General features: G+C 66.5%; 27 protein-coding genes. 11 read left to right on the forward strand and 16 right to left on the reverse strand.

All coding sequences use genetic code 11. The annotated features are described in order from the left end of the window. Positions 1–37: 37 nt before the first annotated feature. The 7 genes from U5A52_RS34430 to U5A52_RS34460 form a co-directional block, all read right to left on the reverse strand. Positions 38–592 (reverse strand): phosphonate degradation HD-domain oxygenase, encoded by a 555-nt coding sequence (locus U5A52_RS34430; protein ID WP_321916004.1) that lies wholly within the window; start codon positions 590–592, stop codon positions 38–40. Positions 593–662: 70 nt separating this feature from the next. Beyond that, positions 663–1319, reverse strand: coding sequence for a GntR family transcriptional regulator (locus U5A52_RS34435; RefSeq protein WP_321938511.1), 657 nt, complete (start codon positions 1317–1319; stop codon positions 663–665). A 109-nt stretch (positions 1320–1428) separates the two neighbouring features. Next, a complete protein-coding gene (gene phnV, locus U5A52_RS34440; RefSeq protein ID WP_321938445.1) occupies positions 1429–2304 on the reverse strand; it encodes a 2-aminoethylphosphonate ABC transport system, membrane component PhnV in 876 nt (291 codons plus the stop codon). Then, complete coding sequence (locus tag U5A52_RS34445) at positions 2294–3208, reverse strand: 2-aminoethylphosphonate ABC transporter permease subunit (protein WP_321916006.1); 915 nt, start codon at positions 3206–3208, stop codon at positions 2294–2296. Before U5A52_RS34445 ends, phnV begins: the two co-directional genes overlap by 11 nt. After that, on the reverse strand, positions 3186–4295 hold the full coding sequence (gene phnT, locus U5A52_RS34450; protein WP_415764330.1) for a 2-aminoethylphosphonate ABC transport system ATP-binding subunit PhnT: 1110 nt from the start codon (positions 4293–4295) through the stop codon (positions 3186–3188). Before phnT ends, U5A52_RS34445 begins: the two co-directional genes overlap by 23 nt. A 28-nt stretch (positions 4296–4323) precedes the next feature. After that, on the reverse strand, positions 4324–5406 hold the full coding sequence (phnS, locus tag U5A52_RS34455) for a 2-aminoethylphosphonate ABC transporter substrate-binding protein (RefSeq protein WP_321938446.1): 1083 nt from the start codon (positions 5404–5406) through the stop codon (positions 4324–4326). Positions 5407–5839: 433 nt separating this feature from the next. Next, on the reverse strand, positions 5840–6595 hold the full coding sequence (locus U5A52_RS34460; RefSeq protein WP_028202504.1) for a DeoR/GlpR family DNA-binding transcription regulator: 756 nt from the start codon (positions 6593–6595) through the stop codon (positions 5840–5842). 213 nt (positions 6596–6808) lie between these two features. On the opposite strand from U5A52_RS34460, the gene U5A52_RS34465 reads away from it, so the two are divergent. Together U5A52_RS34465 and U5A52_RS34470 are read left to right on the forward strand one after the other, a co-directional pair. Beyond that, positions 6809–8383 (forward strand): ABC1 kinase family protein, encoded by a 1575-nt coding sequence (locus tag U5A52_RS34465; protein WP_321938448.1) that lies wholly within the window; start codon positions 6809–6811, stop codon positions 8381–8383. A 200-nt stretch (positions 8384–8583) separates the two neighbouring features. Further along, the gene (locus tag U5A52_RS34470) at positions 8584–9504 is read left to right on the forward strand and encodes a DMT family transporter (protein WP_321938449.1); all 921 of its coding nucleotides are present in this window, start codon (positions 8584–8586) and stop codon (positions 9502–9504) included. A gap of 47 nt (positions 9505–9551) precedes the next feature. On the opposite strand, the gene U5A52_RS34475 is transcribed toward U5A52_RS34470, so the two are convergent. After that, positions 9552–10781, reverse strand: a complete 1230-nt coding sequence (locus U5A52_RS34475) for a L,D-transpeptidase (RefSeq protein WP_415764692.1) — start codon at positions 10779–10781, stop codon at positions 9552–9554. Between the two features lie 179 nt (positions 10782–10960). On the opposite strand from U5A52_RS34475, the gene nadE reads away from it, so the two are divergent. After that, a complete protein-coding gene (gene nadE, locus U5A52_RS34480; protein ID WP_321916011.1) occupies positions 10961–11839 on the forward strand; it encodes an ammonia-dependent NAD(+) synthetase in 879 nt (292 codons plus the stop codon). Between the two features lie 19 nt (positions 11840–11858). On the opposite strand, the gene U5A52_RS34485 is transcribed toward nadE, so the two are convergent. Continuing rightward, a complete protein-coding gene (locus U5A52_RS34485; protein WP_321916012.1) occupies positions 11859–12134 on the reverse strand; it encodes an RNA-binding protein in 276 nt (91 codons plus the stop codon). A 347-nt stretch (positions 12135–12481) separates the two neighbouring features. Continuing rightward, a complete protein-coding gene (locus tag U5A52_RS34490) occupies positions 12482–13078 on the reverse strand; it encodes a hypothetical protein (protein ID WP_321916014.1) in 597 nt (198 codons plus the stop codon). A 335-nt stretch (positions 13079–13413) separates the two neighbouring features. On the opposite strand from U5A52_RS34490, the gene U5A52_RS34495 reads away from it, so the two are divergent. Next, entirely contained in the window at positions 13414–13920 is a 507-nt protein-coding gene (locus U5A52_RS34495; RefSeq protein ID WP_158759413.1) for a DUF1993 family protein, read from the forward strand. Positions 13921–14009: 89 nt separating this feature from the next. Here U5A52_RS34495 and U5A52_RS34500 read toward each other — a convergent pair whose 3' ends face one another. Beyond that, positions 14010–14636, reverse strand: a complete 627-nt coding sequence (locus U5A52_RS34500) for a LysE family translocator (RefSeq protein WP_201697519.1) — start codon at positions 14634–14636, stop codon at positions 14010–14012. A gap of 136 nt (positions 14637–14772) precedes the next feature. On the opposite strand from U5A52_RS34500, the gene U5A52_RS34505 reads away from it, so the two are divergent. From U5A52_RS34505 to U5A52_RS34515, 3 genes are all read left to right on the forward strand, one after another. Continuing rightward, the gene (locus tag U5A52_RS34505; protein ID WP_254320690.1) at positions 14773–15237 is read left to right on the forward strand and encodes an Lrp/AsnC family transcriptional regulator; all 465 of its coding nucleotides are present in this window, start codon (positions 14773–14775) and stop codon (positions 15235–15237) included. Positions 15238–15275: 38 nt separating this feature from the next. Next, positions 15276–15509 carry a hypothetical protein gene (locus tag U5A52_RS34510; protein WP_321938453.1) on the forward strand — a complete coding sequence of 78 codons (234 nt, stop codon included), beginning with the start codon at positions 15276–15278 and terminating at the stop codon, positions 15507–15509. A 99-nt stretch (positions 15510–15608) separates the two neighbouring features. Continuing rightward, complete coding sequence (locus tag U5A52_RS34515) at positions 15609–16025, forward strand: nucleotide triphosphate diphosphatase NUDT15 (RefSeq protein WP_321938454.1); 417 nt, start codon at positions 15609–15611, stop codon at positions 16023–16025. On the opposite strand, the gene U5A52_RS34520 is transcribed toward U5A52_RS34515, so the two are convergent. Continuing rightward, complete coding sequence (locus U5A52_RS34520) at positions 16022–17209, reverse strand: pyridoxal phosphate-dependent aminotransferase (protein WP_321916019.1); 1188 nt, start codon at positions 17207–17209, stop codon at positions 16022–16024. The genes U5A52_RS34515 and U5A52_RS34520 overlap by 4 nt on opposite strands. A 201-nt stretch (positions 17210–17410) precedes the next feature. Here U5A52_RS34520 and U5A52_RS34525 point away from each other — a divergent pair, with 201 nt between their 5' ends. Next, positions 17411–18157, forward strand: coding sequence for an IclR family transcriptional regulator (locus U5A52_RS34525; RefSeq protein WP_321938456.1), 747 nt, complete (start codon positions 17411–17413; stop codon positions 18155–18157). Between the two features lie 30 nt (positions 18158–18187). Here the strand turns inward: U5A52_RS34525 and U5A52_RS34530 are convergent, their stop codons facing one another. Next, entirely contained in the window at positions 18188–19183 is a 996-nt protein-coding gene (locus tag U5A52_RS34530; RefSeq protein WP_321916021.1) for a LacI family DNA-binding transcriptional regulator, read from the reverse strand. 300 nt (positions 19184–19483) lie between these two features. Here U5A52_RS34530 and U5A52_RS34535 point away from each other — a divergent pair, with 300 nt between their 5' ends. Further along, positions 19484–20317 (forward strand): isocitrate lyase/phosphoenolpyruvate mutase family protein, encoded by an 834-nt coding sequence (locus U5A52_RS34535; RefSeq protein ID WP_321938458.1) that lies wholly within the window; start codon positions 19484–19486, stop codon positions 20315–20317. A 32-nt stretch (positions 20318–20349) separates the two neighbouring features. Here U5A52_RS34535 and U5A52_RS34540 read toward each other — a convergent pair whose 3' ends face one another. Next, a complete protein-coding gene (locus tag U5A52_RS34540; protein WP_321916023.1) occupies positions 20350–21315 on the reverse strand; it encodes a LysR family transcriptional regulator in 966 nt (321 codons plus the stop codon). Between the two features lie 103 nt (positions 21316–21418). Between U5A52_RS34540 and U5A52_RS34545 the strand changes: the two genes are divergently transcribed. Beyond that, positions 21419–22114 (forward strand): NADPH-dependent F420 reductase, encoded by a 696-nt coding sequence (locus tag U5A52_RS34545; protein WP_321938460.1) that lies wholly within the window; start codon positions 21419–21421, stop codon positions 22112–22114. Positions 22115–22309: 195 nt separating this feature from the next. Here the strand turns inward: U5A52_RS34545 and U5A52_RS34550 are convergent, their stop codons facing one another. Next, positions 22310–22744, reverse strand: a complete 435-nt coding sequence (locus U5A52_RS34550) for a hypothetical protein (RefSeq protein ID WP_321916025.1) — start codon at positions 22742–22744, stop codon at positions 22310–22312. 169 nt (positions 22745–22913) lie between these two features. Next, positions 22914–24395 (reverse strand): methyl-accepting chemotaxis protein, encoded by a 1482-nt coding sequence (locus U5A52_RS34555; protein ID WP_321938462.1) that lies wholly within the window; start codon positions 24393–24395, stop codon positions 22914–22916. A 264-nt stretch (positions 24396–24659) separates the two neighbouring features. Between U5A52_RS34555 and U5A52_RS34560 the strand changes: the two genes are divergently transcribed. Further along, positions 24660–25241, forward strand: coding sequence for a cytochrome b (locus U5A52_RS34560; RefSeq protein WP_321938464.1), 582 nt, complete (start codon positions 24660–24662; stop codon positions 25239–25241). Positions 25242–25245: the final 4 nt, after the last annotated feature.

Genomic DNA, 25245 nt, shown 5'->3' on the forward strand with positions numbered 1-25245 from the left:
CTCGTGAAATCCGGAGAAACGCGTAAGTGCAATCGCCTCAAACGTGGCGTTGCATGACGCGTTCGACGAGCTGCAGATAGTGGTCGAGGCCCGGCGTCGGTTTGCCGGCCACCTTCGCGAGATCGTCCCAGCGGCGCAGGCGCACCGCGTCCTCCGCGTGAGGGCGCGCAGCGAAATCGCGCGCCTCATCTGCACTGAAGATGCCGCCCTGCAATTCGAGGCTGCGCACCGAATCTGCCGAGAGGCAGCCGAAATACGCTTCATCGACTGCGCAAAGATAGCGCTTCGCATCGACGTGCAGGCGGATCGGCTCCAGCACGCTATCTGGCAACACGGGCCGCAGGAACGGCAGCGCATAGTACTGGTGCAGATCGTCGATGCCGCGTTCGGTCGGCGTTTCGCCCTGACGATTGAGCAGGTGACCCAGATCGTGCAGGAAGGCCGCCGCGGTCAGCTCTTCGCTCGCCCCGTCTTCTTCCGCCAGCGCGCCGCTTTGCAGCGCGTGCTCGAGTTGCGTGACCGGCTCGCCGCTATAGGCCAGCGCGCCGTACGTCTCGAACAGCCCACGAATGTCCGCGAGGCTCAGTGCCATCTTCTACTCCTCAACTATGTGAATGCGGCGACGGCCCGCACCGGGCCGCCACTCATCGTTCCTGCCGCGCTCAGTCGCCACAGGATTCGCGCATGCGATTGGCCGATTCATCGGCGGCGCGCGAGGCGAGCGCGCTCAACAGCGCCCGATGCCCCGCGTACGATGCGTCCATTGCGCTGTGCGCCGGCGCGGCACACTGCAACGAGAGCCGCAATTCGCTCACGGTGCGCTCATAGGTCTCGCGCAACCTGGCGTTGCCAGCCGCCGTGACGAGCGACCCGCGAAACGCGTCGCGCGCTTGCAGGAAGGCCTCCGCCTTCTCGGCGACCACCGCGTCCCGCATCGCGTTCAGGTGCTCGCGCAACTCGGCGACCTGCGCCGCGTCGATGCGCGGCGCGAGCATCCGGCACGCCGCTTCGCGCAATGCCGCGCACACCTCACCCAACTCCTGGGCCTCCGCCGCGCCAACGCTGCGCACGAACACGCCACGATGCTTCTCGTTGCGCACGAGGCCCGCCTGCTCGAGCGCGCGGAACGCCTCGCGCACGGGTCCGCGCGATACGGCCAGACGAGCCGCCCAGTCGGCTTCATTGAGTTTGTCGCCGGGCGCCAGCACGCCTGCCGCGATGCGCCGCTCGATCTCGTCGCGCACCAGCGCCGTGAGCGAATGCTGGCGCACCATCGCAAGCGGCGTCGTGTCGGACAACGCCTGAGGATCGCGGCCCATATCGCCCGCAGCGCCACTCCCCTGCTCATTGGTCATCGAATCTTGCACGTCCCGCCTTGCACGTCTGTTACGCGCCTGCGGCGCATGGAACCGCATGGCATCCACCCACTCAGTCCGGCCGCCGGCGCGGCGCACGCGCTGCGATGAGCAGCAGCGCCGCCAGCGAAACGAGCAACAGGACCAGCGAGAGCGCCGAAGCCGGCAGGTAGTACCCACGCTCGACCGCGCCCACCACGACGATCGGCACCGTCGCAAAGCCCGGCGGATACACCGTGAGCGTTGCGCCCAGTTCGCCGAGCGACAGCGCGAAACCGAGCGCGAGACTCGCACGGATGGCCGGCACGAGTTGCGGCAGCACCACGCGGCGCAGCACCATCGAAGGCGGCGCGCCGAGACTCGCTGCCGCTTCGCGCAGCACGGTCAGCTCGGGCCGCAGCGCTGCGGCCGCACATCGATAGCAAAACGGCAGTACAAGTGCGAGCTGCACGAACACGACGATCGCAGCCGAACTCGACAGATCCACCGGTGCCTTGTGATAAGCGATCAGCACCGCGAGGCCAAGCACCACGCTCGGCACGCCGTTGGGCACCATCGCAAGCGTGTCGACGACCGCGCCCAGACCCCGCCGGTCGCGCCCTTCGAGCGCGAGTGCGAGCCACAGCCCGAGCGCCGTGCCGAGCACTGCGACGCCGAAGCCGATTTCGAGACTCGTTGCGAGCGCATCGAAGTCGGAGGAGCCGAGGCGCTCAAACCAGCGCGTGCTGAAGCCATCGGGCAAGATCGTGCCCGACCAGTGCGATGCGACGCTCGACAACGCGACGACGATCACCGGCAACACGAAGAGCCAGAAGCACAACAGCGCCGCGAAGCCAAGCAATGCCGCGCTAGCAAAACGCGCAAAGAGGCTGCGCTCCACGGGCCGCGCACGAAGATGCTTGGGCGGCAGCGCGATGCGTTCGGAACCGGCGGCAGGATTAGTTGACATTGCGCGCGCCTCCATGACTGCGGCGATTCACGCGCCGATACAGCGCATACAGGGAAAGCGACATGGCAAGCATGACCACGGCGCCAGCCGCGGCCGTCGGCAGATCGAGATCGACCGTGGCCGAGCTGTAGATCGCCACCGGCAGCGTGATGAGGTGCGCGCTGCCGAGCACGAGCAAAATGCCGAACTCGTTGAACGTCAGCAGGAAACACAGGATCGTGCCCGCGGCGATGCCCGGCCACGCGAGCGGCAGGATCACGCGCAGGGCGACCATCCGTGTGTTCGCGCCGAGACTGCGTGCGGCTTCGATCAGGCGCATGTCGAGCAGCGCGAACGCAGCGAGCGTCGGGCGCACGACAAATGGCGCGTAAAACACCACTTCGGCGAGCACGACCCCGCCGATGCCGAACAGGAAGTCGAGCGGCGGCGCCTGCAAATGAAAGAGCCGCTGCAGTCCGATGCTTACGGAGCCCTGCGAGCCATACAGAAAGATCAGCGTGAAGGCGACGAGAAACGACGGGAACGCCACGAACAGTTCCAGAAAGCGCGTGACGAGCCCTGCGCCCGGAAATGGCTTGAAGAACAGCAGCGCCGCAAGTGCGACACCAAGCACGGAAGCGAGACCGGCACTCAGAAACAGAATCCACAAGGTCGTGGCGATCACGCCGCGCGAATCGGGATTGCCGAAGAACGTCTCGTACGCGTGGAAGCTCAGGCCGTGCGCGCCCGAAAGACTCAGCAGCACGAGGCGCACGAGCGGATAGACGACGAGCGGCCCGAGCACGAACACGAGCAGAAACGCGATATGCCATTGCGCGCGCCGTTCGCGGCGGCGCACGGCGGCCGCGTGCGCTTCGGCGCCGGGCAGCGCCAGGGAGGAATCAGGGGTTGATAAGGACGACATCGTCAGCCTCGTAACGCAGGGACACACGCATGCCTTTCGCCGGCGTCATGCCGTGGCCGCGCTGCATGGTGACGAGCACCGGTTCGTTCGGCATCGCGTCGAGCAGCACCGGCACCGAAAGCACGGAGCCATACCATTCGACCGATTCGATCGTGCCGTGCAGCGAGCCTTCGCCGAGCGGCACGACGCGCAGGCTTTCAGGCCGCAGGCACGCGAGCTTGTCGCGCACGCCGTGGCGCGCGTCACCCACCGGGAACGCGACGTTCGGCGGCAGCAGGTTCGCCGCGCCGAGATAACGCGCCACGTAAGCGTCGTTGGGCGTGTCGTAGAGTTCCTGCGGCGTGCCGAGCTGCGCGATGTGACCATCGCGCATCAAGAGCGTGCGGTCGGAGAGCACGAGCGCGTCGTCCTGATCGTGCGTTACGCACACGATCGTCAGATCGGGCAAGCGCTCGTGCAGCGCCTTCAATTCGGAGCGCACCGAAGCACGCAGATTGGCGTCGAGCGCCGAGAGCGGTTCGTCGAGCAGGAGCACGTCCGGCTCGATCACGAGCGCTCGCGCGAGCGCCACGCGCTGCTGCATGCCGCCCGAGAGCTGCGCGGGCATGATGTGCCCCGCGTCGCCGAGCTGCACGAGCTTGAGGGCCTCAGCCACGCGGCGCGCGATGTCGCGCGACGGCACGCGGCGCGCCTTCAAGCCGAACGCGACGTTCTCGAACACCGAGAGATGCGGAAAGAGCGCATAGCTCTGGAACAGCAGACCCAGGTTGCGCTGATGCGGCGGCACATGGGTCAGGTCGCGGCCCGCCACGGTGAGCGAGCCCGCGAGTCCATCGGCTTCGATGAACCCGGCGATGAAACGCAGCAAGGTCGTCTTGCCGCAGCCGCTGCGGCCCAGCACGGTCAGCAGTTCGCCGCGGCGGATCGTGAGCGACAGATCGTCGAGGACAGTGCGCGCGCCGAAGCGCACGCTCAGGTGGTCGATCTGCACGCCCGCGGCGCCGGGCGCGTCCGTGGCATCAGTCAGTCCGGACGCATCCGGCAGCGCGCGGGCCATGCCGGCCGGCGCGAGGCTTGCGGTATTCACCGGGTTCATCTCCTGCAAGTACGGTTGCTTACTTCGGCTTCACGACTTCGAGCTGCTTGTCCGACGAGCCGATCACTTCGCTCTTCCAGCGCGCCGTCCAGTCGGCCTTCTTCGCCATCACCTGGTTCCAGTCCACCGGAATGAGCTTCACACCCTTGATGGCCTGCTTGACCGCTTCGCCGTTCTTGCCCGTGAGCGGCACGTCCGTGCGGCCCGGAATGCCGAAGATGTCCGGGACCTTCGACTGCACTTCCGTCGACATCAGGTAGTCGATCAGCTTCTTGCCTTCCGCCTGGTTCGGGCCGTTCTTGATCAGGCCGATGGCGTACGGCAGCTGGAACGTCGTGGGATGACCGCCAGCGTCGGCCGCGAGGAAGATCGGCTTGAGCGAGAGGCCGCCGTTGGCTGCGTCGTCGAGATCCATCTGCAGGTCGCCGTTGGCCACTGAGATTTCGTTGCGCGAGAGCAGCACGTCGAGGTAGCCCGTGCCCTTGGTGTGGAACTTCGCGCTCTGTTCGAGCTTCTTGAGGTAGTCGAACGCCTTGTCTTCGCCCATCAGCGAGGTCGTGAGGATGATCACGGCCATGCCGTCGCCAGCCGTGGCCGGGTTCGAGTACGCGACCTTGCCCGAGTAGTCCGGGTGCAGCAGGTCAGCAAACGTCTTGGGCTCGTTCTTCACGACATCGGGATTGATCGCGAACGAGAAGTAGTTGTTCACGAATGTGGCCCACGAACCGTCCGTCGCCTTCGCGATCGCCGGCACGTTCTTGTAGTTCACGCTCTGGTACGGCTGCAGCAGGCCGCTTTGCTGCGCCGTCTGGATGAACGGCGGCAGCGTGACGATCACGTCGGCCTTCGGCGAGTCCTTCTCGACGTTCGCGCGGTTCACCACTTCGCCGCTGCCCGCCGTCACGATGTTGACCTTCACGCCTTCCTTCTTTTCGAAGGCCGGCAGCACGTCCTTGTAGAGATTTTCGAGGCCGTCGGCCGTGTACAGCACGACGGCGTCGGCGGCGTGCGCGCTCGCGGCTGCGCCCAGCAGCGCCGCGGCGGCCGCGATCGGCAACAGCTTGCGTGCAAAACCCGCGCGATGGGAATTCGTGTGGTTCATGTCACTCTCCGAAGGCAAAACCAGATGCTCGGGATACCCGATGCGTTTGTGATTGAATGGATCGAACTGAGCTGAACAATCCGAACTTCGGCGGACTGCGCCGCCTGTCATTGCCCGCCTCCCGGTGGTCTCGCGTCGCGGATTGCAGATTGTCTACAATCCGACACTTTCCACCTGAACCAGCTGGCCTGGCGAAGGCTTGGCGTTGCCGCTCGCCTCGCTGACCGGCCCATCTGGACGGGCCCCGCAAGAATCACAGGTTTTGATGACACGCGCATGACGATTGTGGCGTTTGTCAAAAAATTCCACAATTCGCCAATATTCGACAAGCCACATAGCCGAGCAGATTCCGCCGCTCGCGCGTTGGTGGCTGGCATAGGCTTTGTCTACATGTGCAAAAACAAACGCGGCGCGCGCGGCGCCGCAAGAAAACTCAGGCGATGACGAGTTCGGGCCCGCGCGCCGTGATGGCGCGAGCGACGCTCTTTTCGGGCGCCAGCTCGGTGATGACGTAGCGCGCCTGCTCGAAGCCGTTGATGCGCACGGGCGTCACGCGCCCGAACTTCGAATGGTCGGCGACGACGATCGCGCAGGCCGTGGCCGCCAGCATGCGGCTGCGCACCTCGGCGACCATGCGCGAGTAATCGGTGAGCCAGCCGTCGGCGGTGATGCCGCCCGCGCCGACGAACGCGAAATCGGCGTGGTACTGGGCGAGCTGCTGAACGGTGTCGAGACCGAAGGTCGCTTCCTCGTGATCGGACAGCTCGCCGCCGAGCAGCGTGACGCGGTTCTCGTTGCGGCGGCCGAGCAGGAGCGCAATGCGCCAGTCGTTGGTGTAGACCGTGAGCCGATGACGGTCGGTGAGCGCACGCGCGAGCGCATGCGTGGTGCTGCCCGAATCGATGATGACCGAGGCGCCGTCGGGCACGAACTCCGCCGCCCGTTCGCCGATCGCGCGCTTGGCGCTCGCGTTGGCGGCTTCGCGCACGTCGAGATCGGGCTCGCGGCGGTCGCTGGAGAGCGCGCCGCCATGAGTCGTGACGAGCAGTCCGCGCTCCGCGAGCGTGTTGAGGTCGCGCCGGATCGTCTCGCGGGAAACGCGCAGTTCGCGCACGAGATCCGCCACGGAAAGCGCCCCCGTCCGGTTCACTTGCGAGAGGATGTATTGGTGACGTTGTTCAGCGAGCATCTCGGTGGGCGCGGGTCGTGCGTGGATAAAGACGCGGGTAATCAAGTGAATCCGGCGTGCATTCGAAGTGCATCCGACGCGAATCCGGAAAAGCCGCCGTATTGTATTACGCATGCGCGCAACGAGCCTGCGCTGCCATCCCGCGAGCATCCCTGCTAATCTCGTGGAGACCGCGCGCTCACGCGACGCCCGCTTTGCCGACCATTGGAATTCATGCGTTCACGACTTCGTCAATTGCGTCTGCTGTTTTGTGCACTGCGTTATGGCTTCAGGCTGATCTGGCTCGCAGCGCCGGAGCATCACAAGCTGCACTGGTTCCTCACGCTCGCCTCGAGCCTGCACGGCGACCCGCGTCTCGCCTCGCGCCTGCATGGTTCGCTGCCGCGTCTCGCCCCGCTCGCCACGGCCTTCGCGCAAACGCTCGCCACGCGCCCCGAACTCGCGGGCGCGACCTTGCATGACGCGATCGACGCCATCGAGCATTTCGAAGAACCCCTCGCGGGCGAGGCGCTCAACACCACGCTGCGCGCCGCGCTCGGCAAGCCGCCTGAAACAGTGCTCACGTGGATCGACCCCGCGCCGGCCCACAACGGCTGGTGCGAGCAGACGCACCTCGCGCGGCTCGCGCTGCCGGTGAACGGCCACCAGACCATCACGCTACGCGTGCTGCGCACGAAACAGGTCCAGGAAGTCGACGATGACGCCGCGCTCCTGTGCGGCGTAGCCCGCTGGATCGAGCGCTTTTCGCGCGCCGCGCGCAAGCTGCAGCTGCACGCGCTCGCGCAGGCGCTGCGCGAGGATCTGCAGCGGCGCTTCGATCTGCGCGCCCAGGCCGCGAACCTGAGCCAGAGCGGCCACCAGCTCGGCGACGACCCGCGTATCGTCGTGCCCGACGTGATCTGGGACCTCTGCACCCCGCAGACGCTCGCGGTGCAGCACATCGACACCGTGCGCGCGACCGATATCGCCGGGCTTGCCGAGCATCACATCAACGTCACGCAGGTGGCGGCGCATCTGATCGAAGTGGTCACGCGCCAGGCGTTCGAACACGGCTTCTTTCATGCGGCCCTCGACGCGAGGCGGGTCGCGGTGAGCGTCGAGCCGCAGACGCGCGGGCGCCTCGTGCTCGCGGGCGCGGCGCTGATGACGAGCCTTTCCTCACCAGAGCGCGAATTCTTCGTGCACGGCGCAACCGCGCTGTTCGAACAGGACTATGGCCGGCTCGCGACGCTGCATCACGTGGCGGGCCACGTGCCCACGCACGCGCGCACCGAACAGATCGAGGCGGAATTGCGTACGCGCAGCGAAGCGCATTTCGCGAGCGACACCGACGAGCGCAGCGCGGGCGCGCTGTTCCATCATCTGCTGCATTCCGTGCAGCCGTTCGGAGGCGAAGTCTCACCGCGACTCGTGGCGGCGCAGCGCGCGTTCGGCCAGGCGGAGGAACTGGCGCGCTCGATTCATCCAGGCGTGGATGCGTGGGGCATTGCACGTCACACGCTCGCCGACATCGCGCGCCAGGATCTCGGTCATCACGGCTGGATCCGGCGGCTCTCACAGGAGTTGCCACACCTCGCACAAATTGCACCTCGCGTGCCGCAGATGGTGTTCCGCTTCCTCGAGCACCACGCGAAGCCCGGGCACGGCAGCGCTTCGGGACACGCCGCGCAGCAGGCCGCGTTGCTCGATGCGTGGCGCCGCGAGCATCGGCGCACGCGCGCACTGCTGCTCGCCTGCGCGGTCTGCGGCGGCTTGATTGGCGTGACGGCGGTGTTGTTTGGAAGCTAGTTGCTGCTAGCGTGTCCGGTTACGCGTGGTTTGCGTTCGCGGTTGCCGATCGGGCCAGGCGGTTAGTTGCATTCGATACATCGATCGGCACGCCCCCAAGCGAGTGCAGTCCTGAACAAGACTGCAACCTGCGCATCGCGCGATACTCCGGGCCTTTCGTGTTTCTCAGGCGTTGCGCCAGCGCGCCCTTTTCGACACCGATGCTCGCCACTCTTGCCCCTGCCCTTTTCGTCGTCCTGTGGTCGACGGGTTTCGTCGTCGCGCGCGCCATTGCGCCCTACGCCGATCCCAACCTCTTCCTGCTGGCGCGCTTCACCGGCACGGCAGCGCTGTTTGCGATCGTCGCGCTGGCGATGCGCGCGCCCTGGCCGCGCGGACGCGAAATCGGCAAGCATCTCTTCGCTGGCGCGCTGCTGCAAGGCGTGTATCTGGGCGCGGGCTACTGGGCGGTCGCACAGGGCTTGAGCGCGGGCGTGATGGCGCTCCTCGGCGCGCTCCAGCCGCTCCTGACGGCCGCCATCGCGGCGCGCATGTTCGGCGAGCGCCTGCCGCCGCGGCGCTGGTCGGGCATGTCGCTCGGCCTCGCAGGCGTCGTGCTCGTGCTGAGCCCGAAGCTGTATGCCGCCATGCACGCGGCCGGTGGCGCGATCGCCGACGCCGCTGCGGCTGCCGCCGCCACGCCGTCCCACACTCACGTGAATCCGCTGCTCGTGGTGGTGGTCGCGGTGGTATCGGTCGGATCGATCACGGCGGGCACGCTTTACCAGAAGACCTCGCTCGCGCAAGCCGACATTCGCAGCGCAAGCGCCGTGCAGAACCTGGGCGCGGCCATTGTGGCCGCGGTGCTCGCGCTCGTGCTCGGCGAGACGCGCTGGATCGCCACGCCGACGCTGTGGTTCTCGCTGGCGTGGGGCATTGCGATGCTTTCCGGCGCGGGCGTGACGTTGCTCGTGTGGATGGTGCGCCACGGCGACGCCGCCCGCGCCACGGCGCTGCTCTTTCTCGCGCCGCCGCTCGCGGCGCTCGAAAGCTGGCTGCTGTTCGGCGAAACGCTCACGCCCATGCAGATAGCGGGCTTCGGCATCGCGCTCGCAGGCGTGCTGATTGCGCGGCGCGCCTAGCGCGCTTCAATCGTGCGCGGGGGCCGCGCCCCCGCCGGATCGCGCGCTCAGTCTGCGGTGTCGGCGCCGGCCGGCACCTTCGCGCGCGCCTTGCCGCCTGGCGCGGGCGACCACGCCGGGCGCGTCTTGCGCTCCGAATCGACCACGACGATAAAGCGTCCCGCCCACGGCGTGATCTCGCGATCCGAGTGGAGCACCCATAGCGACTTGCCCGAGTCGACCAGCGCCTGGTATTCGGCGTCGATGATCCCGTTGTGGTCGATGAACGCATTGAGTGTGGCCGGAATCCGCACGCAGCCCTTCGAGTGGCGGATGCCGAGCAGCGGCTCGAGGCGGTCGGGGTCGGTGGCGTGCATCTGGAAGCGCATCTGCGAATAGCCGCCCTTGCCCCAACCGCGTTCGCCGTCCACCCAGCCGAGGTCATAGATGCGCATGTCGCGCCGGCCGTACCCGCGTATGTTGTTCTGGTTCATGGTGCCTTCCGCGCGGAAGTCCATGTTCTGCGGGGTGTGCTCGAACACGCCGAGCGGCGTGAGGAAGTGGTCGAACTCGCCGGGACGTCCGGTCGCGACCGGCGACGCGCCAATCATGAGCCAAGGCTCGTTGGGCATGGCCCGGAAGTAGATGAAGAGCGCCTGCACATTCGCGCTGCGATCGACGAGGATGACGAACTCGCCCGCCAGCGCGCCGAGGTCCTTCTCTTCGAGCGCCGCCTGCAAACGCTGGCCGTAGGCGCGCTGGTCGGCGAGCGGCACACGCAGACGCCGGTTGACGTCGCGCGCGAAGCGCTTGCGCATTTCGAGCGCACCGCGGGTTTCTTCGGCGGCCTCCTCTGGCGTGAGCGTCCGGTGAACGGGTAGCACGAGCGCGGGCGGAGCGGATGCAGCTAACGCGGCGGAAGCCGAGGAAGCAGAAGACGCGGTCGACGCCCCCGAAGCGCCCGAGGCTGCCAATGCGGGCGCTGGCCCCGAAGCGGCGGAAGCGGCTTGGGCAACAGGCCGAGCCGCAGACGCGCCCGACGCTGCGGATGCGCCCGAAGCGACAGGCTTCGACGCTTCCCGCACCGGCGCGCTATGCAAGGCGCCGGAAGCAACGTGCGTGCTGGAGGCCGTCACGCCGTCGGCGGCGTAAGCCGTGCTTGCCGCCCACACAACGCAAAACGAGGCGCAGAGCGCGGCCACCACTGCGCGGTGCGCCTGCGCGCCAAACCACTGCGTTCTATGATGGGGAAGGTTCGAGGCGTCGCCCCGGACGCCGTCTCGCAAGCGAGCGCCCATGCGCCGCAAAAATTCGTCGTTCATCGTGAGTCCGGCTGATTGTGCGTCTTCTATGAAGTCGGATACGTCGAGCGCCGTGCTATGCGGCGTCGCTGACAGCGCCACGACGACCCGACATTAAACCAGACAACGCAGACAGCGCGCGCAAGTCGCGTGCGCAGCCAATTGAGGAACCGCCCATGGCCGCCAAACCGGATGCCCAACCGGACACCAATGCCGAAGCCGACCGCCTCGCCCGCCAGCAACGCATCATCGCCGAACTGGACGTCGCGGAGCATTTCGACGCGCAAGCCGAAATCGGGCGCCGCGTGCGTTTTCTCGCGCAGCGCCTTCAAGCGAGCGGACTGCAGACGTTCGTGCTCGGCATCAGCGGCGGCATCGACTCCGCGACGGCGGGCCGCCTTGCGCAACTGAGCGTGGAAAGCCTGCGTGCGCAGGGCCAGACGGCGGCACGCTTCATCGCCATGCGTCTGCCCTACGGCACGCAACGCGATGAAGCGGACGCGGCCGCCGCGCTTGCCTTCGTCGCCGCCGACGAAACCCTGACCGTCGACATGCGCCCCGCCGCCGACGCGATGCTCGCCTCGCTCGCGGCGAGCGGTCTCGCGTTCGCCGACGAGAGCGCGCAGGACAAGGTTCACGGCAACATCAAGGCACGCGAGCGGATGATCGCGCAGTACGCGGTGGCAGGCGCGCGCGCGGGACTCGTGATCGGCACGGATCACGCGGCGGAATCGTTGATGGGCTTTTTCACGAAGTTCGGCGACGGCGGCGCTGACGTGCTGCCGCTCGCGGGCCTGAACAAGCGACGCGTGCGTGCGCTCGCGCGTTTGCTCGGCGCACCGGCCACGCTGGTGGACAAAACGCCCACTGCGGATCTGGAAACGTTGCGCCCGCTGCATCCTGACGAAGACGCCTACGGGATCGGCTATGACGAGATCGATGACTTTCTGGAAGGCAAGCCGGTGAGCGAACACGCGTACGAGACGATCTTTCGCTTCTACGAGGCGACGCGCCACAAGCGCTCGCTGCCCTACACGCCGTACGAGGCGCGCTGAAGCTCAGTTGCGGGGGCGATCAGTTGCGTGGGTGTTTCGGCGGCTCGTCGTCTTCGAACGGCGGCGCGCTCACCTTTAGCGCGACGCCTGCGAGGCGGCGGGATTGAAGTTCGTGCGCCACGGCGTCGGCCACATAGGGCAGGTCGGAGTCAAGTTCGAGGTCCGCGTGCGCGTTCGGCGTGCCCGCGTCATAAACGGTAATGCCCTTGGCGTACTTGCCGAGTTCGCGCTCGAAAAAACTGCGCACGTCCTGCTCGCTGCAGGATTCGGGAACATTCCAGACGGTCACGTGCATGGCGGCCTACCTCGCGAGAACTTCGGACCTGGCGTGCCGCGCTCAGCGGAACCGGCGCGGTTGCGACGCGCGAACGCGTACGGGCTGCAGGCTCGCGCGAGCGCGCGAACGGGTCCACGCCACCTGGCCGAGCACGGCAGCGACGCCAAGCAGCAAAAGGCTGGAAGTAAGCATTGTTGTGACTCCCTTTTTTGTTGATGAATGTCAGCATAGTCGCATTTGCTGAGCGGTGTGCTGCGGCATATTGTCTGGCAGCGGACGAGCAACGGATTGCCCACCGCGCACGCCCGACCCGGTTCGCAATCAGCGTGCCCGAGGAGGCGCTGATCGCGAACCGGTTTGGCGCTTCAGGACCCGTCGTCGCGGCTCGCCGAGGTCGTGTCGTCGGCGGATCCGCCGCAGTCCATGCGGGTGAGGCGATCGTACTGGTGCACCCAGTTGCCGGTGATTGCAGCCTGCGCCTCGGCGAGCGTCATGCGCCCCGCGCACACGCAACGCTTCAGGCGTACGGTCAGCAGCGACTTGCGCCGCTCGCCGGTATGGCCGCCCCACGGAATCAGGTCGAAATTGGCCGTGGCGTCCGGTGACCCGCCAAGGACGATCGGCACATGCCGGTCGAGCGCGTAGCCCACGCCGTCGTCGGCGTCGATGCCGCGCGCGGCGAGCATGCGGTCCTTCAGCGCCATGGTCTGGTCGAACGGCGGCGCCACGGTGTCAGCATAGCCCGGGCGGCAGATCGTGTCAGTCACCGACTCTTGCGTGACACGTGTATCGAGAAGCCGTGGATCTTGCGCGAATGCGCCCTGCGCCACGCTGCCCGTTGCGAGCGCCAGCAGCGTAATGCGCAGCACTCGAGTGCGCCACTGCGGCGCGCCAGTGCGACAAACAATGCCTTCTGCCATGCGGCGCGCGATGCGGCGTATTGCTGCCTTTTCTGCGTTCATGGTTGAGCGCATCGTGCTGCACGATGCGGAAAGGATGGTTGGTCCGGGGTTATTAGACCACAATCAATATTTATCGGGGCAATTGCGCACATCGGCAAAGAGGCGCGCAGTGTCGCGCGTCGCGCGACGGCTCGCACGCCCTCCCCGCGAGCGCTCGCAAACTCAACGCTTCACAAGAAATTTTTGATCTGTAATCCCAGGTAATCTATGCGACCGGCGAAGATGCCCTGGCCGTTAGGCCGATGGCAGCACGCGACGCGATAGCGCATAATGGGCCGCCCGGTCAGCTCCAAAGCGGAGCGCATCGCGCGCATTCGAAGAAACGAGGAAACCCCATGTCCATTTCCATGTATCAAGCATCGGTGCCCGTGCTCGTGCGCGGCCTCACCAATCTGCAGAACATCATCGGCAAGGCGCAGGCACACGCGGCGGAAAAGCAGATCGACCCCTCCGTGCTGACGGGCGCACGGCTCTTCCCCGACATGCTGCCGCTCACGCGCCAGATCTACATCGCCACCGACACGGCAAAGGGCTGCGCCGCGCGCCTCGCCGGTGTGGAGCCCCCGAAGTTCGAAGATGTCGAAGTCACGTTCGACGAGTTGCACGCGCGTATCCAGAAGACCATCGACTATCTGAATACGTTCAAGCCGGAGCAGATCGACGGCACGGAAGCGCGCAGCATCACGCTTAAAATGCGCACCGGTCCGATCGAATTCACGGGCCAGAGCTATCTGCTGGGCTTCGTGCTGCCCAACTTCTTCTTCCATGTCACCACGGCCTACGACATCCTGCGCCACAACGGCGTGGAGCTGGGCAAGCTCGACTACCTGGGCGCGCGCTAACGCGCGGCGCTAAAACGCGAGCCATAAAAAAGCGTGCGGCGCCTTGCGCGCCGCACGCCTTCACACGACCGTCCTGCACGCCAGAAGCATCAATCGAGCGAGAGCCGCAGCGCGAAGCCGATCAACGCGGACGAGAACGCCCACTTCTGGACCGTTTGCGCGAGCGGATGGCGGCGCAGCCATACGGCGATGCGCGCGGCGCCCAGCACGTAGATCACGTCGAAGAGCGCACATACGGCCACCAGCAACACGCCCAGCACCGAAACCTGCAGCCAGACCGAGCCCGCCTCCGGCCGGATGAACTGCGGCAGCAACACCGAGCAGAACAGCAGCGCCTTCGGGTTCAGCAGGTTCGTTAGCAACCCCTTGGTGAAATCGGCACGGCGCGGCCGCGCCACGGCCACCCCTTCCTGTTCCGGCATGGCGAACGCCGGCGCGCGGAAGATCTGCACGGCGATCCATGTGAGATACGCCGCGCCCACGTAGCGCACCACTTCATAAAGCCACGGCGCGTTGCGCAGCAAGGCCGCGAGGCCGCAGGCGGAAAGCGTCACGTGGGTCGCGCGTGCGAGCGCGAGGCCGCAGGCCGCCGCGAAGCCGCTGCGCGTGCCGCGGCTCATGCTGGTCTGCATCACGAGCGCCATGTCGGCGCCGGGCAGCGCGCAGACAATAATCAGGGCGACGATGAACATCAACAGCAGGTGGGCGGAAATCATGTTTGCCTCGCGTGAAAGAGGCTCTATCTTGCCGCTACATGCAGAGCGATTTCTGGCGTTTTTCATTCCGTACACACCAGAGATTGGCGGAATACGCTAAGATTTCCGAATCCTCATCAGAACTCCCCTCCCCGCCATGAGCGACCTCGACAAACTCGACCGGGCGATACTCGGCGCGCTGCAAACCGACGGTCGCATGCCGAACGCGCGGCTCGCCGAAACCGTCGGCCTGAGCGAAACGCCCTGCGCGCGGCGCCTCAAGCGTCTCGAACAGGACGGCTATATCGAGCGTTACCGGGCCGTGCTCTCGCGCCGTGCGCTCGGCTACGGCGTGGTGGGATTCGTCTCGGTGCGCTTTGCCGTGCACGACCGCGCGCTTGCCGACCGCTTCGAGCGCGAGGTGCTGGCGATCGAGCGCATTCTGTCGTGCCACAACGTATCCGGCACGGCGGACTATATTTTGCAGGTGGTGGCCCGCGATCTCGACGACTACGGCACCTTCATGCGCGACCAGTTGCGCAGCTTGCCCGGCGTCACGTCGGTCGAATCGGCGCTGTCGCTGCGCGAAGTGAAGGCGGAGGGCGGACTGCCCCTGCCCTGAACACACCCAACATCAAACACGTAAGAACGGAGCTTTCGATGAACCCAGAACAGGCACGAGCCGAAGAAGCCGCCGCCATGGAGCGCGTGCTGACCGCGACCCAGCGCGTGAAGTCGGCGTTTACCTCGCTGCAGTCGCAGTTTCCGCCGGAAGGCGACGGCCGTCCGTCGCAATTCGCGCTGCAGACCTTCGACATGGCGCTCCAGGAACTGGAAGACGCCCAGGCCGCCTTCGACGAAATGCTCAACGACCTGCTCGACGGCGAGCGTTGAATCGGCACGGGTTCGCTGCGCGCCCCGCAAGTTTGACGAGTGCGCAGCGAACGATCGATTTCCCCAACAATTCGGATTCCCAATCAATATCCGCAGAACATGACTGATGACATCGGCGTTGCCGTCACCGTGCTCGGCGTGGGCGTCGTCGTACGCAACGGCGATGCGTGGCTGCTCGGCCTGCGCAAAAGCACATGGGGACGCGACACGTGGGCCTTCCCGGGCGGCAAGGTCGACCCCGGCGAAGATCCGCTCGCCGCGGCCGCGCGCGAGCTGCGCGAGGAAACCGGCCTGGAACTGATCGAGGCGCACGCAGCGGGCTGGGCCAGCGGCTGGCTCGAAGCCGGCCGCGTGCGCCATGTGACACTGTTCGTCGAGGCTGCCGCGGCGGGCACGCCGGCTGTCGCCGAGCCCGATAAGTGCGCGCGGTGGGCGTGGTTCACGCGTGACGCGTTGCCTGCCGAACTATTCGAGCCCACCCGCCTGTACTTTGAAACCCGCTGCGAAGCCCGCTAGCGCGCCGCGGCGGCAGCGCGCTCCTGCACAAAGGCCGCAATACGCTCACAGGCCTCGACGAGCCTCGCTTCGTCCACGACGAAACCCAGCCGCACATAGCCGTTTGCGGTTTCCCCGAACGCGCTCGCGTCGAGCACGGACACCTTCTGCGCCTCGAAAAGCTGCCAGGTGAACGCCTGCGTGTCGAGGCCCGTGCCGCGAATGTCGATCATCATGAACATGCCCGCTTCCGGCAACAGGCACTTGAGTCCCGGCACGCCCGCCAGCCGCTCGTAGACGATGTCGCGCCGGCGGCGATAGATCTCGCGCATCTGCGCGACAATCTGCGCACGGTTGTCGAGCGCCGTGATTGCCGCCTCCTGAATGAAGCCGGGCAGCCCGTACAGCATGCAGAGCGCGAGCCGCGCCAGATGCGCGATCATCGTTTCCGGCGCGATCACCCAACCAAGGCGCCAGCCCGGCATGGCATGCGACTTCGAGAGGCTGCCGAGCGTGACCGTACGCTCCGCCATGCCGTCGAGCGCGGCGATGCTCACGTGCTCGCGCTCGAACGTGAGGTCGGCATAAACCTCGTCGGAGAGCACCCACAGGTCGTGCCGCCGGGCTAATTGCGCGACGCGTTCGAGGTGCGCGCGCGGCATCACCGCGCCGGTGGGGTTGCACGGCGTCGCGAAGAAGATCGCGCGAGTGCGCGTCGTGACGGCGGCCTCGAGTCCGTCGCAGTCGAGATGAAAGCCGGTCTCCGGATCGACGGGCACCGGCACGAGCGTGGCGCCCGACGCGCGAATCGCGGCCTCGTAGGTCAAGTACATCGGCTCGGGCACGAGCACTTCGTCGCCGGCTTCCAGCAAACAGAGCGACGAGGCGAACAAACCGTTCTGCGCCCCCGCGCAGAGAATCACGTTCTGCGCACCGACCGCGCGCCCGCTTTGCAGTGCGTGCTCGCGCGCAATCGCCTCGCGCAGCGGCTCGCGGCCCATGATGGCCGAGTAGTGCGTATCGCCTTCGCGCAGCGCGGCCACGGCGCGCTCGACGATGGGCGCGGGCGTGCCGAAGTCGGGGTCGCCCACGCTCAGCACGATCACGTCCTCGCCCCGCGCAGCGGCCTGCACCGCCGCGTGATGGATCTCCCACGCCGTCGTGCGACGGCCCTGCAACCGCTCGACCAGATTCGAATACTTCATCTTCCGCGACTCTCCCGAACATGCGGCGCGCATCGCGCGCCTGGGCATTCAAACCGTTCCTGTTGATTCGTGTGTGCAACGCGTCTGCAACGATACCAAGGAACGATGCCGCTGAGAAATGTCGACGCGCTCATGCACGTGTCCAACGTGATGTTAGTATTTCCAGCCTGCTGGATGATCTTATTTGCGGCGCGCAGCTCCATGTCCTCACCTTACGAAGTCCCGGCGCTGCGGCGCATACACGATATTCTCGACGTGCTCGCGCACGCAAAAGGCCCGATGCGCGCGGCGGCCATCGCGCAGGCCACCGGCCTTTCGCGCAGCACGCTCTACCTGATGCTCGACTCGCTCGAACGCCGGCGCTGGATCGAAAAACGCGCCGACGGCTATATCGTCGGCCTCACGCTGTTCGAACTCGGCAGCGCCTACGTGCGGCACGACCGGCTCCAGGAAGTGTTCCGCCAGGAGGCGACCGTGTTCGTCGCGACGCATAACGAAGTCGTTCAGCTTGCCGTGCTGGATGGCGCCGAAGTCGTGTATCTCGCGCGCGAAGACCCCGCGCGGCCCGTACGTCTCATCTCCGATCTCGGCTCGCGGCTGCCCGCGCACTGCTGCGCGCTGGGCAAGGCGCTGCTCGCCAGCCTGCCAGATGAAGAGGTCGGCGCGATCCTGCCGCGCCAGCTTCCCGCCGTGACGGCCAACACCATCACGCGCAAGCCGGACCTGCTTGCGGCGCTCGCCGCGATACGCCGCTCCGGCCTTGCGCACGAGCGGGAAGAAGTGACGGCGGGGATTGCGTGTTTCGCGGCGTTCGTGGGCGTGACGGCGCTCGGCAAGCGCGTGGCGGTCAGCGCGAGCCTGCCGCTGGAGCGGCTTGATACGCACCGCGAAAAGCGCCTGGCCATCGCGGTGGTCGAGATGGCGCAGCGCATCGCCAAGGGGCTGTGACGACGCTAACGCTGCCGCGCGCTCGCGTGCTCAAGCGCTCTGGCGCGGCACGACCGTGTATTGAATGCGCGTTTTCACGGGATGCTGCGCGCTCGCACCGTCCGCTGCCGCGAGGGCGGCGACGATCGCCTCGCCCGTGCGCTGGCCAATGCCGTAGGCATCGACCGAAATCGTGGTGATCGCCGGATAGCAGCACTCCGCGATCTCGAAGTTGCCGAAGCCCGCGACCGCCATATCGCGGGGCACGCTCAGGCCGCGCCGCTGGCACTCCATAATCGCGCCGAACGCCGACATGTCGCTCACGCACATCACGGCCTCTGTGTCGGGCCAACGCTCGAGCAGCTCGGCCATGGCAGGCGCGCCGTGGCTCATCGTGACCGGCGAGCCGCCCAGTTGCACGACGCGGTGCCTGTCGAGCCCGAGCGCCTTCATCTCCATCTGATAGCCCTTGAGGCGGTCGAGGCCGCGCCGGTCCAGATCGCCCGCGCCACCAAGAAAACCAATGCGGCGATGGCCCTTGTCCGCGAGATAGCGCACCATCTCGCGCGCCGCGCTCACGTTGGAAAAGCCCACGGCCATGTCGATCGGCTCCGCGGGCAAGTCCCACATCTCGACGACCGGCACGCCCGAGCGCTGCAGCAGCGTGCGCGTGGCGTCCGTATGCTGCGCGCCCGTGAGCGCAATGCAGCGCGGCTGGTGGCGCAGCATCTGGCGCACGAGTCGTTCCTCGCGGTCGAGGAAGTAGTCGGTGTCGCCGATCAGCAGTTCGAGCCCCTGCGGCTCGAGCACGGCCGTAAGGCCGCTCACGGTGTCCGAGAAGTTGGAACTCGAAAGCGACGGCACGAGCACGGCGACAAACGACGAGCGCCCAGAGGAGAGCGCGCCGGCCGCCGCGTCGGCCACGTAACCCAGTTCGTCGATGGCGCGCTGCACGCGCTCGCGTGTCGCCTCCGACGCGCTGCGCCCAGCCATCACGCGGGACACCGTCATCTTCGAAACGCCCGCAAGACGGGCGACATCGGACATGCGGGGCGGCGAGGCTTTCGGAGCGCTGGTTTTGGACATCGCGGCTGGACGGCAAAATAAAAAGAACGCATATCATAACGGCTGCGCCTTTCTTTTCCTCGTTTCGCGCCGCTGAATGTGATCGTTTTCGTAGGCGTTCATTTAATTCGCCATCCTGATCTTTACACGAACTTGCTGTGCAAGCGTGTGCCGCCCGACTCGGAAATCCGTAAATTCGGTCACAATCGAAGACCGGCGCGACAGAATGCGCATTCCCGCGCACACGCCCGCCGCCCACCACGAGCCAGGAGGAGACTTGCCATGTCAGGACCCGCCCGCACCATTGCCGAGAAACGCGCCGAATTTCGCGCACTCCATGCCGCCGGTTGCTTCGTACTGCCGAACCCGTGGGACGTGGGCAGCGCGCGCTACCTCCAGGGCCTCGGCTTCAAGGCGCTCGCGACCACCAGCTCCGGGTTCGCATGGTCGCGCGGCCATGCCGACAACACCCTGCCGCGCGACGCGATCCTCGCGCACCTGCGCGAGATCGTCGCGGCCACCGACCTGCCTGTGAACGCCGACTTCGAAAGCGGCTTCGGCGCAGATCCCGCAGGCGTCGAAACAAGCGTGGGCCTCGCCGTCGAGACCGGTGTCGCCGGGCTTTCCGTGGAAGACTCGACTGGCGACGACGCAGCACCGCTGCTGCCGATCGAGGTGGCTGTCGAGCGCATGCGGGCCGCTCGCCGCGCTATCGATGCGCGTGGCGGCGACACCTTGCTCGTTGGCCGCGCCGAGAACTTCGTGGCGGGCGTGCCCGACCTCGACGACGCCATCGCGCGCTTGCAGGCGTATGCAGCGGCGGGCGCGGACTGCCTCTACGCGCCCGGCATCCAGACACGCGAGCAGATCGTGGCCGTCGTGAGCGCAGTCGCGCCGAAGCCGGTGAACGTGCTGATCGGTGCGAAGTCGGCCTTCACGCTGGACGATCTCGCCGCACTCGGCGTGCGCCGCGTGAGCGTAGGCGGTGCGCTCGCCCGCACCGCATGGGGCGCTTTCATGCACGCGGCTCAACGGCTCACCGAAGGGCGTTTCGACGGCTTCGAAGGCGCGGCGCCCGGCGCGACGCTCAACGCCGCCTTCCGCAGCGAGGCCTGACTACGCTGCGTGCGCGATGTGGGCGATGTGGGCTATGCACGCGGCTTGCGCGCGGAACGACGAACGCGAGGTGACACCGGCGCCGCCCGCGTGCCGGTGACGTTGCCCGCCCCGCCAAAGCACGCCAGCGCCCACGCCACGAACGCGCGCTGCTTGGGCGCCTGCGCGCGGCGATCCGCGTAAAGCAGATGCATGGGCCGCACCGGCGCGGCGTACGCCTCGAGCAGCGGCACGAGCCGCCCCGCCGCCACCGAAGGCGCCAGGTTCGGCTCGCCCGCGAGCACGATGCCCACGCCTGCTTCCGCCGCCGCGATCAGCGCGCGCGTGTCGTTGCTGCGCAGCTGGCCGCGCGGCTCGACTTCGATCTGCGTGTCGCCGTCCTTGAAGATCCACGTTTGGGGCGCCGGAAAGCTGTCGAACGCGTAATCGAGGCACACGTGCTGCGCGAGTTCGCGCGGATGCGCCGGCGTGCCATGCGCGGCGAGATAGGACGGCGCGGCGCACGGCACGAGCCGATAGGGCGCGAGCGCTCGCGCGACCAGTTGCGAATCGGGCAGCGCGCCAATGCGAAACGCGACATCGAACCCGTCCTGCAAGAGATCGAACTGCCGGTCACTCAGCACGAGATCGACTTTCACGTCCGGGCAATCCGCGAGAAAGGCCTTGATTTCATGCGCAAGCCGAAAAGCGCCGAACGAAACGGGCGCCGTCACGCGCAGCGTGCCTTGCGGGTGGGCGGTTTGCGCGAGCGCGACGGCATCCGCCGCCGCCGCCTCGTCGAGCACACGCCGGCAGGCTTCGAAATAGGCGCGGCCCGCTTCCGTGAGTGCGTGCTTGCGCGTCGAGCGCTGGAGCAGGCGCACGCCTAACGTCTTTTCCAGCGCGTCGACGTGCTTGCCCGCCATCTGCGGCGTCATCGCGAGCATGCGCGCCGCCGCCGTGAACGAACCGGATTCGGCCGTCTTCACGAACACGGTCATGCTGGTCAATTTGTCCACGATTAGAAACCCGCCATTTCAAGTGTTTCGCCTGGATAGCCGATTATCGCACGGGAGTTTCGGCGCTACGCTGAGGTCTCCATGACGAAACTCGGGGATTCCCATGAACGAACATCGTGAACATCGATTGGCTGTCGGCATTCTCGGCGCGGGCGAGATCGGCTCGACGCTAGGCAAACTGCTCGTGCAGGCGGGGCATGAGGTCATGCTCTCGTCGCGTCATCCCGAGGCGCGCACGGAAGAGGCGGCAGCGCTGGGTTGCCGTATCGGCACGCTGGAGGAGGCCACTGCCTTCGGCGAGATCGTGATCGTGGCGCTGCCGCTGTCCGCGCTCGGCGAGATACCGGTCGAAACACTCGCCGGTAAAGTCGTCATCGACACCATGAACTACTACCCGGCGCGCGACGGCGCCATCGCCGCGTTCGACGAATACCGCGCCGCCACGAGCGAGCACGTTGCGCAGCACCTGAATGGCGCACGTGTGGTCAAGGCGTTCAATGCGATTCTCGCGTACGACCTGCCGCGCGAAGAGCGGCCGCCTGTCGAGGGCGGGCGCCGCGCGCTGCCCGTTGCCGGAGACGATGGGCAGGCGAAGGCGCTCGTGGCCGCGTTGCATGCGCAGCTCGATTTCGACGCGCTCGACACGGGTGCGCTCGCCGACAGCTGGCGCTTCGAGCGCGCCAAACCGGCTTATTGCATTCCACTGAACCGCACGCAACTGCGCGCCGCGCTTGCCGCCGCCGAGCGCGACAAGGAACTGCCGCATGGCTCATGGCGACGCAAACCGCGGCCGGAATGACGCATGCTGAAGTCTTGACGATTGCCTGGCATAACGAATCAAATGGCACGAAGGCGTCATCACCCGGCATGCGGATGACGTCAGGCTCAAGCCAAGAGGAAGTGACGCGCGGGCCAGAACGGCCCGGCGTGCGCCACCGGATGCGGCGGCGCGAAACAACGAGGCGCAGCAGCCGCTGCGCCTTGCAAGCTGTGCTTAGTCGTAGTGACGGTGCTTGTGGCGCTTGCCGTGATAGCCGCGCGAATAGTCGTCGGCGTAGGAGTTCGAACGCGAGATATTGCCGCCGAGCGCCGAACCTGCGCCGCCGCCCACCGCTGCGCCAATCAGGCCGCCGGTGCGGCCGCCCATGGCGTTGCCCGCCGCCGTGCCCGCGCCGCCGCCGAGCGCGCCGCCGATGATGGCGCCCGTGCGCTCGCGACGATTCGAAGTGACCGCGCCACCCGCGCCGCCACCCACCGCGCCGCCGATCACGGCGCCGGTGCTGCCGCCCACTGCGCCACCCAAAGCCGCGCCGGCGACGCCGCCAAGCGCGCCACCCAGTGCGTTGTTCATATCGCCGGCCAGCGCCGGCAGCGAGGCCGCAGCAGTCAGCGCAGCAACGGCAACCATCTGGATGAGTTTCTTCGACATAGTTGTTCTCTTACGTTTTTGAGACGGAACCGAGTATAGCGGCCAATGTGAAAGGTCTTTGTAACGCCACTGGCCAAGCGCCGTAAGAGGTGTAACAAAATAGTCCGACGGAACGGACCCCTGCTCGAACTTCGCGGTCGCGCCCCGAAAATGCGACGCGATGTGGCACTCAATCGAGCCTGAACACCTGGACCGCGCTGGCGAGGAGTTCGGTCTGGCGATGCTGCTGCCTGACCTGCTCGACGGTGTCGGCAACGTGCGCCGCGTTCTCGCGTATCGCCACGTCGATACCGGCGATGTTCTCGCCCATCTGGTCGATGCCCGCGCGCTGCGCGCCGGCGGCAGTCGCCATCTCGTGAACGATGGACGACAGCCGTGTGACGCCCTCGAGCACCTGGCCCACCGTGTTGCCCGCGCTTTCGACGAGGCCATTGCCCGTGCGCGCGCGCTCGACCGACTCGCCAATCAGCGCCCGGATCTCCTTCGCGGCGGCGGCGCTGCGCTGAGCCAGCGTGCGGACCTCCTCCGCCACCACGCCGAACCCTCGCCCCTGATCGCCCGCGCGCGCGGCCTCGACCGACGCGTTGAGCGCAAGAATGTTGGTCTGGAACGCGATGCCGTCGATCACGCCGATGATGTCGGTAATGCGGTCGCACGAGCGATAAATGTCGCCCATCGTATCGATCACCGCCTTGATCGCCCCGCGCCCGCGGGACGCGACCTCGCTCGCCGAGTCCGCCAGCGCGCTGGCCGCCATGGCGTGATCGACGCTCTCGTGCACGCTTTGCTTGAGCTGCTCCATGGCCGCGACCATGCTTTCGAGCGAACGGCGCTGCTGCTCGGTCCGATCCGAAAGCACGGCATTGCGCGCGCTGGTGCCGGCTACCGACTCCGAAACCTCACCCACGCTGTCACGCACCTGCAGCAGCGTCTTGCGCACGGCCGCCAGCGTGGCGTGAAAAGCGCCGGCCACGTCGCTCGACGGCCGGCTCGCTTGCTCGCCCAGCGTGATGTAGCCCGACGCCTGCCCGATCCCCTCCGACATGGCCGCGAGTTCGCCCGCGATATTGGCGTCGCGCTCCTGGCGCGCCGAAATCGCCGCGATAAACAAGGTTTGAAGCCAGAGAAACGCCCAGTGCTGCGCCACGACGTCGAAACCCGTTTGCGAAAAGACCCTGACGGGCCAGCCCCACGCCTGCAAGTAGTTGAACGCGAGTTGCTGAACGGAGATGAAAGCGGTCGCGAGCAGGACGACCTGCACGTCGCGATACGCGAGCAGCAGCGAAAGGAGGATGAACGCCACGAAGTGAAACTCGTCCTGCCCGCCTCCCACGTCGATCAACAGGGCCGCGCCGCCCATGAAGGTCAGTGCGGAACCCATTCTGGTGATCTTGAGGCCTGGCACGGCAAGCGCGAGCACGGTGGAAACGAGCGCGAGCGGCAGCCCGACGACGAGCACGGGCGCGAGTGCGTTGAAGTGCCAGCCGACACCCAAGGCCCCCGCCAGAAGAATCCAGTTGACCAGCGCGCAAGCGCGATCGGCGCGTTTGCGCGCATTCATGAGCGGGCTCTCGACGACCGCTGCCCGGCGGGCGGCACTGGCCGGAGCGTACGCCCCGTCGAACGGGGCTTCTGCGAAACTGCTGGACATGGGATTTCCGACTCCTGATTGACAATTCAACTTACGACTGGGGCGCAGCAGACAGATCGAATCACATCCTCGCAGTTATCGGCTGGCTAATTGATGTCTACATAAGGGAAATCCATTGAGCATTTATGGTTGACTTATCATCTACATTCATTTTTGAAGGCCGGCGTTGTAACGAGGCCTAACAAAACCGCACTCGCGGGAGACGCTCCGCAGCGGCATTTTTGTGGCAGGCTTTGTCGATCCGACCTTTAAAAGGCCTCGACCATGTCCCGAACTCCGCACTCTGTTTCTGCGTTTTCCTTCGCAGCCCCGGCATACAGCCTGACGCTGCGCGTGCTGCATTGGCTGACCGCGCTTTGCATGTTCGTGGTGATCCCGGTGGCGTGGTACATGACGACGATGGACCGCCACGACCCGTCGCGCGGCAGTTGGATGACTTTCCACAAATCGATTGGCATGACCGTCCTGCTGCTCACGCTGATCCGCGTGGTGACGCGGCTTTCGGGCACCGCACCGCCGCTGCCGCAGCGCATTCCGACCTTCGAGCGGAAGCTCGCGCATATTGGCCATGGCTTGCTGTATTTGATTCTCTTAGCCATGCCGATCAGTGGATATCTCAACTCGTATGGCGGCGGCCATCCGGTGAACTGGTTCTGGCTGTTTCAGGTGCCCGCCGTCGTGCCGGCAGACAAGGCACTCGGCCATCTCGGCTCGAAGGTTCACTACTGGCTCGCGTATCTCACGTACGTGCTGATCGCCGGGCACGTGCTAGCGGTGATTTACCATCAACTGGTGCAGCGCGTGGACATCCTAGGCCGCATGACGGGGCGCGCCGGAAAGCGCTGATGCC

Source organism: Paraburkholderia sp. J8-2, assembly GCF_905220195.1.
In the GTDB taxonomy this organism is placed as follows: Bacteria; Pseudomonadota; Gammaproteobacteria; order Burkholderiales; family Burkholderiaceae; genus Paraburkholderia.

Excerpts from the sequence above, each read along its gene's own strand:
- U5A52_RS34430 (WP_321916004.1), bottom strand. The coding sequence starts at position 592 with ATGGCACTGAGCCTCGCGGACATTCGTGGGCTGTTCGAGACGTACGGC.
- U5A52_RS34435 (WP_321938511.1), bottom strand. The coding sequence starts at position 1,319 with ATGGGCCGCGATCCTCAGGCGTTGTCCGACACGACGCCGCTTGCGATG.
- phnV (WP_321938445.1), bottom strand. The coding sequence starts at position 2,304 with ATGTCAACTAATCCTGCCGCCGGTTCCGAACGCATCGCGCTGCCGCCC.
- U5A52_RS34445 (WP_321916006.1), bottom strand. The coding sequence starts at position 3,208 with ATGTCGTCCTTATCAACCCCTGATTCCTCCCTGGCGCTGCCCGGCGCC.
- phnS (WP_321938446.1), bottom strand. The coding sequence starts at position 5,406 with ATGAACCACACGAATTCCCATCGCGCGGGTTTTGCACGCAAGCTGTTG.
- U5A52_RS34460 (WP_028202504.1), bottom strand. The coding sequence starts at position 6,595 with ATGCTCGCTGAACAACGTCACCAATACATCCTCTCGCAAGTGAACCGG.
- U5A52_RS34465 (WP_321938448.1), top strand. The coding sequence starts at position 6,809 with ATGCGTTCACGACTTCGTCAATTGCGTCTGCTGTTTTGTGCACTGCGT.
- U5A52_RS34470 (WP_321938449.1), top strand. The coding sequence starts at position 8,584 with ATGCTCGCCACTCTTGCCCCTGCCCTTTTCGTCGTCCTGTGGTCGACG.
- U5A52_RS34475 (WP_415764692.1), bottom strand. The coding sequence starts at position 10,781 with ATGGGCGCTCGCTTGCGAGACGGCGTCCGGGGCGACGCCTCGAACCTT.
- nadE (WP_321916011.1), top strand. The coding sequence starts at position 10,961 with ATGGCCGCCAAACCGGATGCCCAACCGGACACCAATGCCGAAGCCGAC.
- U5A52_RS34485 (WP_321916012.1), bottom strand. The coding sequence starts at position 12,134 with ATGCACGTGACCGTCTGGAATGTTCCCGAATCCTGCAGCGAGCAGGAC.
- U5A52_RS34490 (WP_321916014.1), bottom strand. The coding sequence starts at position 13,078 with ATGAACGCAGAAAAGGCAGCAATACGCCGCATCGCGCGCCGCATGGCA.
- U5A52_RS34495 (WP_158759413.1), top strand. The coding sequence starts at position 13,414 with ATGTCCATTTCCATGTATCAAGCATCGGTGCCCGTGCTCGTGCGCGGC.
- U5A52_RS34500 (WP_201697519.1), bottom strand. The coding sequence starts at position 14,636 with ATGATTTCCGCCCACCTGCTGTTGATGTTCATCGTCGCCCTGATTATT.
- U5A52_RS34505 (WP_254320690.1), top strand. The coding sequence starts at position 14,773 with ATGAGCGACCTCGACAAACTCGACCGGGCGATACTCGGCGCGCTGCAA.
- U5A52_RS34510 (WP_321938453.1), top strand. The coding sequence starts at position 15,276 with ATGAACCCAGAACAGGCACGAGCCGAAGAAGCCGCCGCCATGGAGCGC.
- U5A52_RS34515 (WP_321938454.1), top strand. The coding sequence starts at position 15,609 with ATGACTGATGACATCGGCGTTGCCGTCACCGTGCTCGGCGTGGGCGTC.
- U5A52_RS34520 (WP_321916019.1), bottom strand. The coding sequence starts at position 17,209 with ATGAAGTATTCGAATCTGGTCGAGCGGTTGCAGGGCCGTCGCACGACG.
- U5A52_RS34525 (WP_321938456.1), top strand. The coding sequence starts at position 17,411 with ATGTCCTCACCTTACGAAGTCCCGGCGCTGCGGCGCATACACGATATT.
- U5A52_RS34530 (WP_321916021.1), bottom strand. The coding sequence starts at position 19,183 with ATGTCCGATGTCGCCCGTCTTGCGGGCGTTTCGAAGATGACGGTGTCC.
- U5A52_RS34535 (WP_321938458.1), top strand. The coding sequence starts at position 19,484 with ATGTCAGGACCCGCCCGCACCATTGCCGAGAAACGCGCCGAATTTCGC.
- U5A52_RS34545 (WP_321938460.1), top strand. The coding sequence starts at position 21,419 with ATGAACGAACATCGTGAACATCGATTGGCTGTCGGCATTCTCGGCGCG.
- U5A52_RS34550 (WP_321916025.1), bottom strand. The coding sequence starts at position 22,744 with ATGTCGAAGAAACTCATCCAGATGGTTGCCGTTGCTGCGCTGACTGCT.
- U5A52_RS34555 (WP_321938462.1), bottom strand. The coding sequence starts at position 24,395 with ATGTCCAGCAGTTTCGCAGAAGCCCCGTTCGACGGGGCGTACGCTCCG.
- U5A52_RS34560 (WP_321938464.1), top strand. The coding sequence starts at position 24,660 with ATGTCCCGAACTCCGCACTCTGTTTCTGCGTTTTCCTTCGCAGCCCCG.